The sequence below is a fragment of the Gelidimonas denitrificans genome, from assembly GCF_055694065.1.
The window spans coordinates 882,582-896,292 of record NZ_CM146350.1 but is presented as its reverse complement, the minus strand read 5'-3'; the positions used below and the strand labels follow the sequence as shown (position 1 = coordinate 896,292).

Here is a 13,711-nt window from a genome sequence, read left to right as displayed (position 1 = left end):
CCGAAAAGCCCATCACGATATGGCGGTTTTTTTGCGCTCTTCCCCGAAGGAAAAGAGCGATATTGTCTTATTTGCGGCCAGCCTGGACTTCGGCTTCGCGCATCTTGCCGGCCAACTTATCCAGCACGCCATTGACATATTTGTGACCATCGATGCCGCCGAAAGATTTGGCTATCTCGACCGCTTCGTTGATGACGACGCGATACGGTATTTCAAGATGGTTTTTCAATTCATAAGCGCCGATCAGCAAAACCGCGTGTTCAATCGGCGACAATTCACTGATGGCGCGGTCAATCAGCGGGGCTATTTCGGCCCGCAACGGCACTGCGGCATTGATGGCGCCGTACAACAAGGCGTCGAAATGCTCCTTGTCCGCCTTGTCGAAGCCATGCGCTTCGCGGATATGGGCTTCGATGGCGTTGACATCCTCGTTATTGAGCAGCCATTGGTACAGGCCTTGCAACGCGAATTCGCGCGCCCGGTGACGGGGTGAGCGACTTTTGCTCGGATTGGCATGGAGGGTGGTCTTGTTGGTCATAAATTTCAGGTCTATCTCGCGCCATGGCCAGCGCCATGTGCGTATTTTGTTGCAGTACAGATACCGCAGCCCGACAGTTCGCTGGAACCTGGCTCGGGATGCATTCGTTTGTCACGCCAACTTTACTGCTCGGGCAGATCGGTCAAATCGGCCAACTCTTCCAATGCCAGAACCAGATTTGCCATCTCGACTGCAACCCGCGCCGCATCAACGCCTTTTTCGGCCATGCGCACTTCGGCTTGCTCGTCGTTTTCGGTGGTCAGCACCGCATTGGCAATCGGGATGCCGGCATCCAGACCGACGCGGGTGATGCCGGCGCCGGATTCGTTCGAGACCAGTTCAAAATGATAGGTTTCGCCGCGAATGACTGCGCCCAGCGCCACCAGCGCATCGAATTGCTGGCTGTCCGCCATTTTTTGCAAGGCTAACGGAATTTCCAGCGCACCCGGCACACTCACATGCAGGATATCTTCAGGCGCCACGCCGAGATGTTGCAGTTCAGAAATGCAAGCCGACAACAAGCCATGGCAAACATCCGGATTGAAGCGCGCCTGAACGATGCCAATGCGCAAGCCTTCGCCATTCATATTCGATTCGAATTTTCCTACAGTCATGATTTTCCTTTGTGCGCTCGTACGCTTTAGTTGCGATTTAGTTACGTCTTAGTTACGCTCTAACTAATGGCATTGTTGAAAATTCGCAAAACGTGACTGCGTGCTTAATCCAGCGGGTGATTCTGATAACCGGTCACTTCCAGGTCAAAGCCGGTCATCGAAGGCATTTTTCGCGGGCTCGACAGCAGCCGCATCTTGCGCACGCCGACGTCCTTCAATATCTGTGCGCCGATGCCGTAGTTGCGCAAATCCACGCTGGCGCCGCGCGGACGCGGGCTAGCCTCGGGCGAATTCAGCGCTGCAAACTGTCTAAACATTTGCTCGGCCGATTCTTCGCAATTGAGCAATACCACCACGCCGCACTCGGAAGCCTTGATGGCTGTCATTGCCGATGCCAGATTCCACGAATGGGTAGTCACTTGCACTTCCAGAAAATCGAGGACCGAAACCGGCTGATGGACCCGCACCAAAGCTTCGCTGTCAGACGTGATATTGCCGTGTACCAAAGCCAGATGGGCGGCACCGCTAGGTTTGTCGCGGTAAGCGATCGCCTTGAATTCGCCGTGGATGGTCTGCATCGAACGCTCCGCAATCCGCTCAATCACGCTTTCGTGCTGGTTGCGATAATGGATCAGATCGGCAATCGTACCGATTTTCAAACCGTGCAGCTTGGCGAACTCGATCAAATCGGGCAAGCGCGCCATGGTGCCGTCGTCATTCATGATTTCGCAAATCACCGCGGCAGGCGTCAAACCCGCCAGCTCGGCGAAATCACAGCCAGCCTCGGTGTGACCGGCGCGCATCAAGACGCCGCCTTTTTGCGCCTTGAGCGGGAAAATATGCCCCGGCTGGACGATATCGGACGGCTTGACGTCCTTGCTGACTGCGACCTGAATGGTCTTGGCACGGTCAGCCGCGGAAATGCCGGTGGTGACGCCCTCGGCAGCCTCGATCGACATCGTAAAGTTGGTGCCGTAAAAAGTGCCGTTATTGGCTGTCATCATGGGCAAATCGAGTTGCGCACAACGCTCCTCCGTTAAGGTCAGGCACACCAGTCCGCGACCGAATTTGGCCATGAAGTTGATTGCCTCAGCCGTTACAAATTCTGCGGCAAGTACCAGATCGCCTTCATTTTCACGATCTTCCTCGTCGACGAGGATTACCATACGTCCGGCGCGAAGCTCGGTAACAATTTCTTGCGTAGTTGAAATAGACATGACTTTTTTTATCCTGAACAGACCGCTATTTTAATGGATTTAAGCTAGAGCAATCTCAAAACGGCCAACTATGCTGGAATTCATGCCTAACGCCGTTGCGTAAACCGAGAAAGCAGCCGGAAGACTGCTTTTCATACCGAAAAAATCAATAGCATTACTGCACTGACAGCATCCGCTCGACGTAGCGCGCGATCAAATCAATTTCAAGATTGACCTTCGAGCCCACCTTCAAATGTTTCAGTACGGTCACTTCAATCGTGTGCGGAATCAGGTTGATCGAGAAACGGCAGCCTGCGGCCACATCTTCGATCCGGTTCACGGTCAGCGAGACGCCATTGACCACGATCGAGCCTTTGTACGCCAGATATTTAGCCAAGGCGAGCGGGGCTTCGATCACCAGCTCCCACGATTCGCCAATCGGCTCGAACTTGCAGACGGTACCCAAGCCATCCACATGGCCGCTGACCAGGTGACCGCCGAGCCGGTCAGCCAGCGTCAGCGCCTTCTCCAGATTGACTTCGCCCACCGCATCCAGGCCGACCGTATGGTTCAGGCTCTCGCGCGAGACGTCCACCACAAAACCCTGCGACGTCTTATCGACCACCGTCATGCAGGCGCCATTGATGGCAATCGAGTCGCCCAGGGCCACGTCCTGCATCGGCATGCCGCCGGCATCAATGGTCAAACGCACGCCAGCGTCCGCCCCCACGTCCTGCGCGTGCACTGAAGTAATCTTCCCTACTGCACCTACAATTCCTGTAAACATATCGCACCAAAAAATTAATTGAACCGGGCAAGGATACGCACATCCTCGCCGATTTGCCGGATTTCGTGAAAGCGCAGCAGGCGCTTGTGCTGCAACGACTCCAGCGCGCCCAGCGCAAACATCGGCATGCCCTCACCAATCAGGCTTGGCGCCAGATACAGCAGCAACTCATCGACGCAACCGGCGCGGATCAATGAACCATTGAGCTTGCAACCGGCCTCGACATGCAACTCATTGATCTGCCGCTGTCCCAGTTCCTGCATCAGCGCCGGCAAATCCACCTTGCCGGCGGCGTTGGGCAGAAAAATGACTTCGCACCCCATATCGCGCAACTGCGCTTCTTTTCCAGGATTGGCTTGCGCCGCCACCACCAGGCTGCCGTCGCCCGCCAGCACGCGCGCATCCGGGCTAATCGCCAGTTTGCTGTCAATCACGATACGCAGCGGTTGACGCGTCACAGCCAGCGCGCGCACCGTCATTTGTGGATCATCTGCATTTACCGTGCCGATCCCGGTCAGGATCGCACCGGACCGTGCGCGCCAGGCATGACCATCGTCACGCGCCGCCGGCGAGGTAATCCATTGGCTTTGCCCATCGGCCAGCGCAGTCTTGCCATCCAGACTGGCCGCCACTTTCATCCGCACCCAAGGCTTACCGCGCTGCATGCGGGAAAAGAAACCGATATTCATTTCCCGCGCTGCATCGGCCACTACATCACAGACGACGTCGATTGCGGCGGCTTTAAGGCGCGCCAAGCCCTGCCCGGCAACCAGAGGATTCGGGTCCTGCACCGCCGCCACCACCCTGGCCACACCAGCGCGTATCAGCGCGTCGCAGCAAGGCGGGGTGCGGCCGAAATGGCTGCACGGCTCCAGCGTCACATACACGGTTGCGCCGCGTACATCAAACCCTTTGGCGGCGGCGTCGTGCAGTGCTTCGATTTCGGCATGATTGCCGCCGGGCGGCTGGGTAAAGCCTGTGCCGATGACGCGATTGTTTTTGACGATGACGCAGCCGACACGGGGATTGGGGGCGGTCGTAAGCAGCCCGCGCTCCGCCCACTTCAAAGCCAGCGCCATACCTTGCAAATGATTGAGAATTTCCACGATATTTTGAAAGAATGTTTGATGATGCAGGATAAACGCAAAGCCGAAGAAATCGATTTTACAAAGTCGGCAAGCGCTTCTTGAAATTACTATTTATGTAATTTAATGAGGGGGTATGACAAAAAATAGCCAGTCTTACGCATGCATATATTGAATATAAAAATATTACACAATGCAGTATATTTTTATGAAAAGCTTGATGCTGAAGTGATTAGTGCAGCACACGCAATCAACTATCCAATACATTTATACAAGTCAATTCTGCGGGTCGTTTCAGTGCCGATTGCGCTCTGGATCAACCTCTTTAATCGCATCCTGGAACGCCCCTAAGTCTTCAAAATTCTTATAGACAGATGCGAAACGGATGTACGCAATATTATCTAGCTGCCTGAGCTCTTCCATAATCAATTCTCCGATCTGCCCGGTGCTGATTTCACGCTCGCCAAGGGAAAGGATTTTCTGCTCGATGCGGCTGATAGTGGCGTCCACGACCTCGGCAGAAACTGGCCGTTTGCGCAGTGCCAGCATCAGACTGGCGCGCAATTTGGCGGCGGCGAATTCAACCCGGCTGCCATTTTTCTTGACGATGACCGGCATCGTGAGTTCGATGCGTTCATAAGTGGTGAAGCGTTTTTCGCATTTGATGCATCGGCGGCGGCGGCGAATGGAATCGCCCTCTTCCGATGGACGGGTGTCGAGAACCTGAGTGTCTTCGTGGTGGCAGAACGGACATTTCATGATGGTAAATGGATCGAGAGTACCGCTTGGATGCCGTGCGGCATCAATGGTTTTGGATCGGAGGAAGCTGCTGTATGCATTTTGTGTCCATGTGTACGGATGTGCCGACGATGTGCAAACGACTTCCGTGAAAGCTTCAGGGAAGTCGTCTGTGCTTCTCAGCAGCGCATCCTTTTCAGGATGACTGCGTGCTTATTTGACTAAACCTAAGAGCCATAGACCGGAAAAGCGTCGGTCAGTTTCTTGACTTCGGCTTTGACGCGGTCGATGGTGGCGGCGTCGTTCTGGTTGTCGAGTAAGTCGGCGATCAGGTGGCCGACCTTGGTCGCTTCCGCTTCCCCGAACCCGCGGGTGGTCATGGCCGGGCTGCCAAGCCGGATGCCGGAGGTCACGAATGGTTTTTCCGGATCGTTCGGAATCGCATTCTTGTTGCAGGTGATGTGGGCGGAGCCGAGCAATGCTTCGGCGGCCTTGCCGGTGATGTTCTTGGCGCGCAGGTCGACTAACATCAGATGGCTTTCGGTGCGGCCGGAGACGATGCGCAAGCCGCGCGCGATCAGCGCTTGTGCCAGCGCATTGGCGTTTTTGACGACTTGCTGCTGGTAAGTCTTGAATTCCGGCGCCAGCGCTTCCTTGAAGGCGACTGCCTTGCCGGCAATGACGTGCATCAGCGGGCCGCCCTGGATGCCTGGGAAAATCGCGGAGTTGATGGCTTTTTCATGCTCGGCCTTCATCAGGATGAAGCCGCCGCGTGGGCCGCGCAACGATTTGTGCGTGGTGGAAGTGACGAAATCGGCGAATGGCACCGGGTTCGGATATTCACCGGCGGCGATCAGGCCGGCGTAGTGCGCCATGTCTACCATGAAATAAGCGCCGACTTCTTTGGCGATTTTAGAGAAACGCTCGAAATCGATGCGCAGTGCATAGGCCGACGCGCCGGCGATAATCAGCTTCGGCTTGTGTTCGCGCGCCAGACGTTCCATGGCGTCGTAATCGATTTCTTCATTGGCGTCCAGGCCGTAGGAAACGGCATTGAACCATTTGCCCGACATGTTGAGCTTCATGCCGTGCGTCAGGTGACCGCCTTCAGCCAGCGACATGCCCATGATGGTGTCGCCTGGTTTCAGCATGGCGAAGAACACGCCCTGGTTGGCTTGCGAGCCGGAATTCGGCTGCACGTTGGCGGCTTCGGCACCGAACAATTGCTTGATGCGGTCGATCGCCAATTGTTCGGCGACATCGACGAATTCGCAGCCGCCGTAATAGCGCTTGCCTGGATAGCCTTCGGCGTATTTATTGGTCAGTTGCGAGCCTTGCGCTTCCATGACGGCTGGCGAAGTATAGTTTTCAGACGCGATCAGTTCGATATGATCTTGCTGGCGAACGTTTTCTTGCTGAATCACGGCCCACAATTCAGGGTCGATATTGGCGATGGTGTGGTCTTTGGAGAACATGCGGATTCCTATCGATAAGTATGCAAAATAAGTGCAACTAAGTTTTTACTGGGATCGATTGAGGAGTCATCTGATGCATCTAATGCATCTAATGCAAGATGTAAATGACGGACAGCCTCAGTCGTGCACTCCATTTTGGGCTGCCCAGGCGAACGGCTAAAGAATTCTCACGTTCCCCAGTGGATACCCACCTTGTCGCCGGAAGTGCGTCCTTCCGACTTTTCGCCAGTCACGTGAGATGAAATGGTCCGCAAATTGTAAGGTAAGGAGATGATTTGAGCAAGCCGCCGGGTTTTTCCCCGGATGTTATTGGTGGCGAGTGGGAATGCATCGCAGGTCGGGTTAGCGAGTGTGTAACCCGACATTCCCAGGCCGCAAACGTCGGGTTACGCGATGAAACCGCTAACCCGACCTACAAAAACTTCGACTTATCATCATGATGATACACATTGCTGTATTTTTAAATACCGCATATATCAATGCGGCAATAACATGCTTTTTAAGCATACTCCTTCATTTATACAAACATCAAGAGAAGCATCAGCTATCGCCCTTGGCGATAGCGCGGGCCAGGATGATCACCGGGATGGTGGTGATCAGCACGATGGTGAGTGCGGGCAGCGCCGCCTCGCCCAATCGCTCGTCAGAGGCGAGCTGGAACGCGATCACGGCCAGCGTATCGAAATTGAACGGGCGGATGGTCAGGGTTGCCGGCAATTCCTTGATGACATCGACGAACACCAGCAAGCCGCCGGTCAGCACGCTGCGCCACAAGAGCGGCGCATGCACCCGCAGCAGCATCGAGCCCAAACCGTGGCCGAGGCTGCGGGCGCTGGCATCCATCGCAGGCGTGATTCGCGCCAGCCCGGCCTGCACCCCGTGATAAGACACTGCCAGAAAACGCACCAGATACGCATAAATCAGCGCCGCCAAGCTGCCGGCCAACAAAAAAGTTGCGCCGTATCCAGCGGCCAGGCTATCAAGACGCGACAACGGAATCAGAATGCCCACCGCGATCACTGCGCCCGGCACCGCATAACCCATGGTCACGATGCGGTTGCAGGCAGCTTGCACCCGGCTCTGGCTCACGCGTGCCGCATACGCCAGCAAAACGCAGATCAGCACTGCCAGCAGCGCGGTCACGCCGCCCAGCGTGACGCTGTTTTTCACCAGACCAAGGTAGCGCGCACCCATTGCCAGAGCATCCTCGCGCATGACCAGCCGCACCAAAATCAGCAATGGCAGCAAAAATCCGGTTAATACCGGCAGCGCGCAACATAAGGTCGCCAGCCAGCCCGATCTGCCCGGCAAAGACCGCGTCAACTGGCCGCTGGTGCGCCCGCCGGCCGCGTAATAGCGCGCGCGGCCGCGACTTTTCTGTTCCAGCAGCATCAATACCGTGACGGTAATGAGCAATACCGCAGCGATCTGCGCGGCGGCGGTGCGGTCGGAAAAAGCGTACCAGGATTTATAAATGCCAGTGGTCAGGGTCGGCACCCCGAAATAAGCCACTGCGCCGTAGTCGGCCAGCGTTTCCATCAATGCCAGCGCAATGCCGGCGGCGGCGGCGGGACGCGCCAGCGGCAGGCTGATGGTAAAGAATGCGCGCCACGGGCCGACGCCCAGCGTGCGCGCTGCATCCAGCATGCGCGGGCTGCGCTCCAGAAAAGCATTGCGCGCCAGCAGATAAATATACGGATACAGCACCAGCGCAAACAGCACGCCGGCGCCACCCACGCTGCGTATCTGCGGAAACCAGTATTCGTGCGGCTGCCAGCCGAACAGTGCGCGCAGGCCGCTTTGTACCGGGCCGGAAAATTGCAGGAAATCGGTGTACGCGTAAGCCACGACATAGGCCGGCATCGCCAACGGCAAGACTAGCGCCCATTCGAACATCCGCTTGCCGGGAAAATCGAAAGCCGCCACCAGCCACGCGCAACCGATGCCGATAGTCGCGCCCAGCACCGCCACGATGGCGGCAATCGCAAAGCTGTTGAACAGGTATTCCGGCAATACCGTGCTCCACAAATGCGCCAGCGTGGACGCACCGGATTCGCCGGCGCCATCAGCGCCGCCGACCAGTAAGTTCGACAGCACGCCAAAAATCGGCACGCCCACCAGAAAAGCCACTACCAGCGACGCCAATAGCATGGGATGAAAACCGCCAGCCTGGCGTGGGGAATGATTATTCGAGAAAGGCATAAAGTGGGATTAACTGCACGTCCGGCTAAATGAGAATTATAATCAATTGGAATATGGTGCAGTGACATTATTAACCAACAAGCAAACTGAATTTACTATTATGGACAATCCATCTCCTGGCACCGCACACCTTCGCGTTGAGTCGATCCGGGTCGGCTATCAGCTCGGACGCGATATGCATGAGATCGTGCATGCATTGTCATTTTCATTAGAGCGCGGAGAAATCGGCTGCCTGCTAGGACCTTCCGGCTGCGGCAAAACCACCGTGCTGCGCGCGATAGCCGGGTTCGAACCGTTGCTGGCCGGGCGGATCGCCTTGGGCGGCAGGGAAATCAGCCGCCCCGGCGTCACTGCACCGCCTGAAAGCCGCCAGGTCGGCGTGGTATTTCAGGATTACGCACTATTCCCGCATTTAAACGTGGCGGAAAACATCGCCTTCGGTCTGCGCAAACTGGCCAAACCGCAGCGCATGCAGCGGGTTCAGGCCTTGTTGAGCCTGGTCGGGCTGTCGGTGCAGAGCGACAAATATCCGCACGAACTCTCCGGCGGTCAGCAGCAACGGGTTGCTCTGGCACGCGCCTTAGCGCCCGAGCCGGATCTGTTGCTGCTGGATGAACCGTTTTCTAATCTGGATGTCGATCTGCGCGAACGATTGGCCGCCGAAGTGCGCGATATCCTGAAAGCCAGCGGCACGACTGCGGTGCTGGTCACGCATGACCAGCATGAAGCGTTTGCGATTGCGGACCAGATCGGGGTCATGCAGGCCGGGGAAATTGTGCAGTGGGACAGCGCTTACAACTTGTACCACCGGCCGGCCTCGCGCTTTGTGGCCGATTTCATTGGCCACGGCGTATTCGTGCCGGGCGTCATGGACATCCCCGGCGAGCTGGTAAACATCGAACTCGGGTGTTTGCCCTTGTGGCAAGGAATGGACACCTGCGCCACCAATGCAAAAAATGCCCGGCAGGTCGACGTGCTACTGCGCGCCGACGACGTGGTGCATGACGACGAAAGCGTGCTCAAGGCCGAGGTGGTGCGCAAGGCATTCCGCGGCGCGGATTTTCTGTATACGCTGAAATTGCCGAGCGGCCAGCCTTTGCTGGCCCTGGTGCCATCGCATCACGATCATGCGGTCGGCGAGAAAATCGGGATTCGGCTGTGCGCCGATCACGTGGTGACGTTTCTGAGCGAACCGGAACTGGAACACACGGCGGTTGCTGAGTAGCTGGCTTGAACATTGTCCACGAAAGACAGTAGGATGGGTGCAACCCATCCTGTTAGTTCGATATGCAATGGGTTCCACCCATCAGTCACCGCTTTTCATTTTCTGCAGCAAATCCGCGATGCGCTGCGCACTCTGGGCATCGGTTGTTGCAGGCAATGCGCACAAGGCGACGAGTTGCTCCTGTTGCGTGACCTGTTTTTGCCCCGCCCGCAGCGACGATTGCAAAACTTCCACCTGCATCTTCAGACGCTCGCGCGACAATTCTGCCGGACTGTCGCAGCCCAGCAGAATTTCCAGCCGCAACAGTTCCTGCCCCAGTTGCGCGCTGTTATCGGCCAACGTTGCCGCATACGCGCTGTCATTGGCTGCCAAAGCCGTCAACGCAGCGGAAAAACGCGTCTGCAGCGCACGCTCAAGATGCGCCGCCAGCGGCGCTTGCTGCGACCATTCGGCGGACCAGTCCCTATCTGACTGCGGCACCTGCGCAATTGCCGCCTCGACCGCCTGGCACAGGGATAATTTGCACTGCAGCGTAGCGAGTTCGCCGGTTTGCGCGACGCGTTGGGCCGCATCAATGCGTTGCCGCAAAACAGCCACCGCGGCATCAAAACGCTGCGTCAATTGCTGCTCGGCGGCTCGCGGCACATAACCGGTCTGGCTCCAGCTATCCTGCAACTCGCGCAAAATCCTGTCCAGCGCAGCGGGAGACTCCTTCGCGGCGGCTTCCAGACCGGCACAGATCGCTTCTTTCTGCTGCAAATTCTGTAACCGATCAGCATCGGCGACCTGTGCCGTTTCCTTGCGCTTGGCAAAGACCGCGTCGCAAGCCTCGCGAAAACGCACCCACAACGCCTGTTCGTCGCGCCGCTCCAGCGGCAGAGAGAGCGATTGCTCTTGCCAACGTGCCTGCAAGGCACGCAGCGCCTCGGGCGCAGTGCGGTCATCGGCGCGAATCTCGCTGGCGTCGGTGATCAGGCGTTCGCGACGCTCGATGGCGGCGGCGCGCTGGCGCGCCAAAGGATCGGCCAGTACGGACAGGGCGGCGGTAAATTCGGCGTCCAGACGTTTTTTCTCCTTGCGCTCGATGATGCCCTGCCGCTGCCATGCCAACTGCATGCGCTGGCATTGTTGCGCAACATTCTTCCAGTCGACCTCAGATGCCTCCTGCGTTTCTGCACTCAAACTGCGCAATTGCTCCAGCAATGATTGCGCCTTGACTGCATTTTGCTGGCGCTCCTCGGCCAGTTCCCGGTAATGGGCGGCTACCGGTTCATAGGCACAGTTGCAGGCAGCGTCGAAGCGATGCCACAGTTCGCGCGATGACGCGCCGGCCGAGACGTCGAGCGACTTCCAGCGCTCGCGCAGGCTACCGATTTTTTTGCCCAGCTCTGCCAGCGGCAATTTTTGCAGTGGCAATTCTTCGGCAGTCTTGAGCAATTCTTCGCGTGAAACATTGCCGCCCCATCGCGCCCAGCTCATCAGATGCGCCAACTCCACCCGGGCCTTGGCCAAGTGCGGCGCTTGTGCTGCCGACGGTTTGCATAATTTGGCATCGATTGCGCGCAACGCCTTGTCGTGCTCGCAGGCCACCTGCAACAAGCCTTGCTCCAGCGCTTTTTCCATGCCATCCAGTGCTTCGGCAAAGCGCTGCTTCAGTTCCTGCAACTGGGCGGCAGTCACAGGATCTATTGCTGCTTGCGGTGTCGCAGTTGGCTGGGGCGCTGCGGATTCTGCTTCCAATATAATCAGCTCCGCAATCAACGTCGCTGGCACCACATCTTGAAAATTCGCATCCACATCAAACTCGTCACTGCCTGCTGGTCCAGACGCAGATGATGCCTCCGGTGCCGGTGGCGTCTCTGTTTCATTTGCGGTAAGCAATACTGCACTGGCCAACAGTGCGCTTTGGCGCTGCCGCACTGCCAGTTTCTGGCGCGCCATGTCCAGTTCTTTCAGGCAAGCCGGCAGCAAGTGCTTCGGCAACGCCGGCACTTCAGTGGCAGCGGCATGCTGCTCCACCGTCAGCGCCAGTTCATCGAGCGTGTTGGCAATAACACTGAGGTCGGGCGCATCGTCAAGCGCGCTCGGGAGTTGGCGCAACCGGGCCATCGCATCGATTAACGCACGCTGCAATTCCACCTGACACGTCAGGCGACTGTGCAAAGCGGCGCGAACGGTCTCGAAGGTCTGCCGGGTTTGCCCTATCGGCACATTGATTGCAGTCCAAATCCGGTCCAGATCGGCGACCTGATTCGGCATTAATTGCGGATCGGCAACAAGTCGATGGGCCTGTTCCAGAGATTGCTGCGCCCGCTGTTCGCACTGGGCAAGTTGCAGGCTGGACTCGATTTTGCCTTGCATCAATCGGGCAACGCGGCGATCGGTATTGCGCATCGCGCTACGTACCTGTTCCTGCAGCGACTGCGAATTGATGTGAGCGGCCGCTATCAGGCGCGCATCGGCAAACCCGCATTGCAGTATGAATTCCACTGCGGCTGTTTCCTGGCCTTCCAGAGCGCCGGCCTGGGCCAGAGCCGCTTGCCGGGCATTCTCTTGCTGCGATTTAGCTTCAGCCGACGCAGACCGCGCCACTGGCGGTACGGATAAGGACTTCTTGGCAGAACGCCTGAAAAGGAAAGAAAACATGACGAGGACGAGGAAGGTTGAACAAGGCGCACATAATAACAAGCCGCTGCCTTCCTGCAGTCGTTTTTGTCATCTTACAGCCTGTCTAACTTGCGGGGGATCGGCTCCAAAATCTCTTAGCCGATCCAAATTGATGGCTGGGTACTACAGATTGCCGGTATCGTTATCGAATAAGGCCGGTCGATCCAATAAAGCACTTGTCTTTTGGGACACAACAGGTACCGCAGCGGAAGTGCCTATCTTGGCATTGTGAGACAGTAATTGTCTGGCAATCTGAAACCAGTCTTCCGCCGTCAATATCCGGCTTGCCATCGGGAATAACGCGTTTTCTTCCTTGTCGACTTTCTTCAACACTGTGGTGCAGTACAGTTCGACGGCTTCCTGCAATTCCAGCGCACGCAAGCCTCCTCGTCCAAGCGCCTGCGTCAGCTTTCCTCTTATTGAACGCAATATGTTCAAAATGAGCAGGCCCATCGATTCCAGCTCTGCCAACAGTGAACCTGCATACAGACTCATTTTGCGCATTCTGCTTATTAGGTAGATATCTATCTTGCGGCACTGAGCGCATTCATGAAAATGATTTAATTGCGTTAATACGCCATCTATCATGGCGCTATCCATCACAGAAATGCCCGTCATTCCCTGCTGAATATGATCGCGCAACGACGCTAGTTTTGTACGAGTGCCGTTTTCTTCAGCAGAAAACACGATGAGGGAATAAGTAGTCGTCAGCATAGTAGATCCTCAGCCATCGGCTGCCGTTGTGGGCAACGAGCGACCAAATTGAATCGATAGATATACATAAAAGCGTACACAAGCCAAATTATAAAAGACGCGTGATAACGAGATTTTGAGATGGCGCAATAACCATGACGGAACTTCTTGACTAAAAAATAACTAGCTGCTAGCTAGTCACAATTTCGTTCTTGAGCGTAAAGATGCGAACCTCTTGCCGCGGTGATGAAAATTCGATCGCACATGCAGTTTTCGTGAGCTTACAATTTCCGGTACAAAAATGTCGAAATACGATATCTGCGATTTTAAATTCGAGCTGATAGATATTATTAATCAAATGAATTTGTATTATCTATAATACATTCTGAATATATTCTAAATTATTAGAATGTCTTTAATCTAAAATATAAAATTACGAACACAATTGAAACCTGGTTTGTTACCAATAATATTCAAATCGAAATACCTAG

Annotated in this window: 11 protein-coding genes and 1 riboswitch; of the genes, 1 reads left to right on the top strand and 10 read right to left on the bottom strand. The window is 56.0% G+C overall.

Annotation, left to right across the window (positions count from 1 at the left end; translation table 11 throughout):
- Positions 1-67 precede the first annotated feature (67 nt).
- From nusB to FKCLFG_RS04155, 8 genes are all read right to left on the bottom strand, one after another.
- On the bottom strand, positions 68-538 hold the full coding sequence (gene nusB, locus FKCLFG_RS04190; protein ID WP_472614974.1) for a transcription antitermination factor NusB: 471 nt from the start codon (positions 536-538) through the stop codon (positions 68-70).
- 122 nt (positions 539-660) lie between these two features.
- Entirely contained in the window at positions 661-1,152 is a 492-nt protein-coding gene (ribH, locus tag FKCLFG_RS04185; protein ID WP_472614973.1) for a 6,7-dimethyl-8-ribityllumazine synthase, read from the bottom strand.
- A 104-nt stretch (positions 1,153-1,256) separates the two neighbouring features.
- Positions 1,257-2,369: a bifunctional 3,4-dihydroxy-2-butanone-4-phosphate synthase/GTP cyclohydrolase II gene (gene ribBA / locus FKCLFG_RS04180; RefSeq protein WP_472614972.1), complete on the bottom strand. Its 1,113-nt coding sequence runs from the start codon at positions 2,367-2,369 to the stop codon at positions 1,257-1,259.
- 154 nt (positions 2,370-2,523) lie between these two features.
- Positions 2,524-3,135 (bottom strand): riboflavin synthase, encoded by a 612-nt coding sequence (locus FKCLFG_RS04175; protein ID WP_472614971.1) that lies wholly within the window; start codon positions 3,133-3,135, stop codon positions 2,524-2,526.
- Between the two features lie 14 nt (positions 3,136-3,149).
- A complete protein-coding gene (gene ribD, locus FKCLFG_RS04170) occupies positions 3,150-4,214 on the bottom strand; it encodes a bifunctional diaminohydroxyphosphoribosylaminopyrimidine deaminase/5-amino-6-(5-phosphoribosylamino)uracil reductase RibD (RefSeq protein ID WP_472615785.1) in 1,065 nt (354 codons plus the stop codon).
- 300 nt (positions 4,215-4,514) lie between these two features.
- Positions 4,515-4,979, bottom strand: coding sequence for a transcriptional regulator NrdR (gene nrdR / locus FKCLFG_RS04165; RefSeq protein ID WP_472614970.1), 465 nt, complete (start codon positions 4,977-4,979; stop codon positions 4,515-4,517).
- 206 nt (positions 4,980-5,185) lie between these two features.
- Positions 5,186-6,433 (bottom strand): serine hydroxymethyltransferase, encoded by a 1,248-nt coding sequence (gene glyA, locus FKCLFG_RS04160; RefSeq protein WP_472614969.1) that lies wholly within the window; start codon positions 6,431-6,433, stop codon positions 5,186-5,188.
- Between the two features lie 135 nt (positions 6,434-6,568).
- Positions 6,569-6,676, bottom strand: a riboswitch (ZMP/ZTP riboswitch).
- Between the two features lie 297 nt (positions 6,677-6,973).
- Positions 6,974-8,635: an ABC transporter permease gene (locus FKCLFG_RS04155; RefSeq protein ID WP_472614968.1), complete on the bottom strand. Its 1,662-nt coding sequence runs from the start codon at positions 8,633-8,635 to the stop codon at positions 6,974-6,976.
- A 100-nt stretch (positions 8,636-8,735) separates the two neighbouring features.
- Here FKCLFG_RS04155 and FKCLFG_RS04150 point away from each other — a divergent pair, with 100 nt between their 5' ends.
- Positions 8,736-9,860 (top strand): ABC transporter ATP-binding protein, encoded by a 1,125-nt coding sequence (locus tag FKCLFG_RS04150; protein WP_472614967.1) that lies wholly within the window; start codon positions 8,736-8,738, stop codon positions 9,858-9,860.
- 81 nt (positions 9,861-9,941) lie between these two features.
- On the opposite strand, the gene FKCLFG_RS04145 is transcribed toward FKCLFG_RS04150, so the two are convergent.
- Both FKCLFG_RS04145 and FKCLFG_RS04140 read right to left on the bottom strand, forming a co-directional pair.
- Positions 9,942-12,506, bottom strand: a complete 2,565-nt coding sequence (locus FKCLFG_RS04145) for a DUF349 domain-containing protein (protein ID WP_472614966.1) — start codon at positions 12,504-12,506, stop codon at positions 9,942-9,944.
- Between the two features lie 144 nt (positions 12,507-12,650).
- Positions 12,651-13,241, bottom strand: a complete 591-nt coding sequence (locus FKCLFG_RS04140) for a hypothetical protein (RefSeq protein WP_472614965.1) — start codon at positions 13,239-13,241, stop codon at positions 12,651-12,653.
- Positions 13,242-13,711: the final 470 nt, after the last annotated feature.

Excerpts from the sequence above, each read along its gene's own strand:
- nusB (WP_472614974.1), bottom strand. The coding sequence starts at position 538 with ATGACCAACAAGACCACCCTCCATGCCAATCCGAGCAAAAGTCGCTCA.
- ribD (WP_472615785.1), bottom strand. The coding sequence starts at position 4,214 with ATGGCGCTGGCTTTGAAGTGGGCGGAGCGCGGGCTGCTTACGACCGCC.
- FKCLFG_RS04175 (WP_472614971.1), bottom strand. The coding sequence starts at position 3,135 with ATGTTTACAGGAATTGTAGGTGCAGTAGGGAAGATTACTTCAGTGCAC.
- FKCLFG_RS04140 (WP_472614965.1), bottom strand. The coding sequence starts at position 13,241 with ATGCTGACGACTACTTATTCCCTCATCGTGTTTTCTGCTGAAGAAAAC.
- ribBA (WP_472614972.1), bottom strand. The coding sequence starts at position 2,369 with ATGTCTATTTCAACTACGCAAGAAATTGTTACCGAGCTTCGCGCCGGA.
- FKCLFG_RS04150 (WP_472614967.1), top strand. The coding sequence starts at position 8,736 with ATGGACAATCCATCTCCTGGCACCGCACACCTTCGCGTTGAGTCGATC.
- ribH (WP_472614973.1), bottom strand. The coding sequence starts at position 1,152 with ATGACTGTAGGAAAATTCGAATCGAATATGAATGGCGAAGGCTTGCGC.
- FKCLFG_RS04145 (WP_472614966.1), bottom strand. The coding sequence starts at position 12,506 with ATGTTTTCTTTCCTTTTCAGGCGTTCTGCCAAGAAGTCCTTATCCGTA.
- glyA (WP_472614969.1), bottom strand. The coding sequence starts at position 6,433 with ATGTTCTCCAAAGACCACACCATCGCCAATATCGACCCTGAATTGTGG.
- FKCLFG_RS04155 (WP_472614968.1), bottom strand. The coding sequence starts at position 8,635 with ATGCCTTTCTCGAATAATCATTCCCCACGCCAGGCTGGCGGTTTTCAT.
- nrdR (WP_472614970.1), bottom strand. The coding sequence starts at position 4,979 with ATGAAATGTCCGTTCTGCCACCACGAAGACACTCAGGTTCTCGACACC.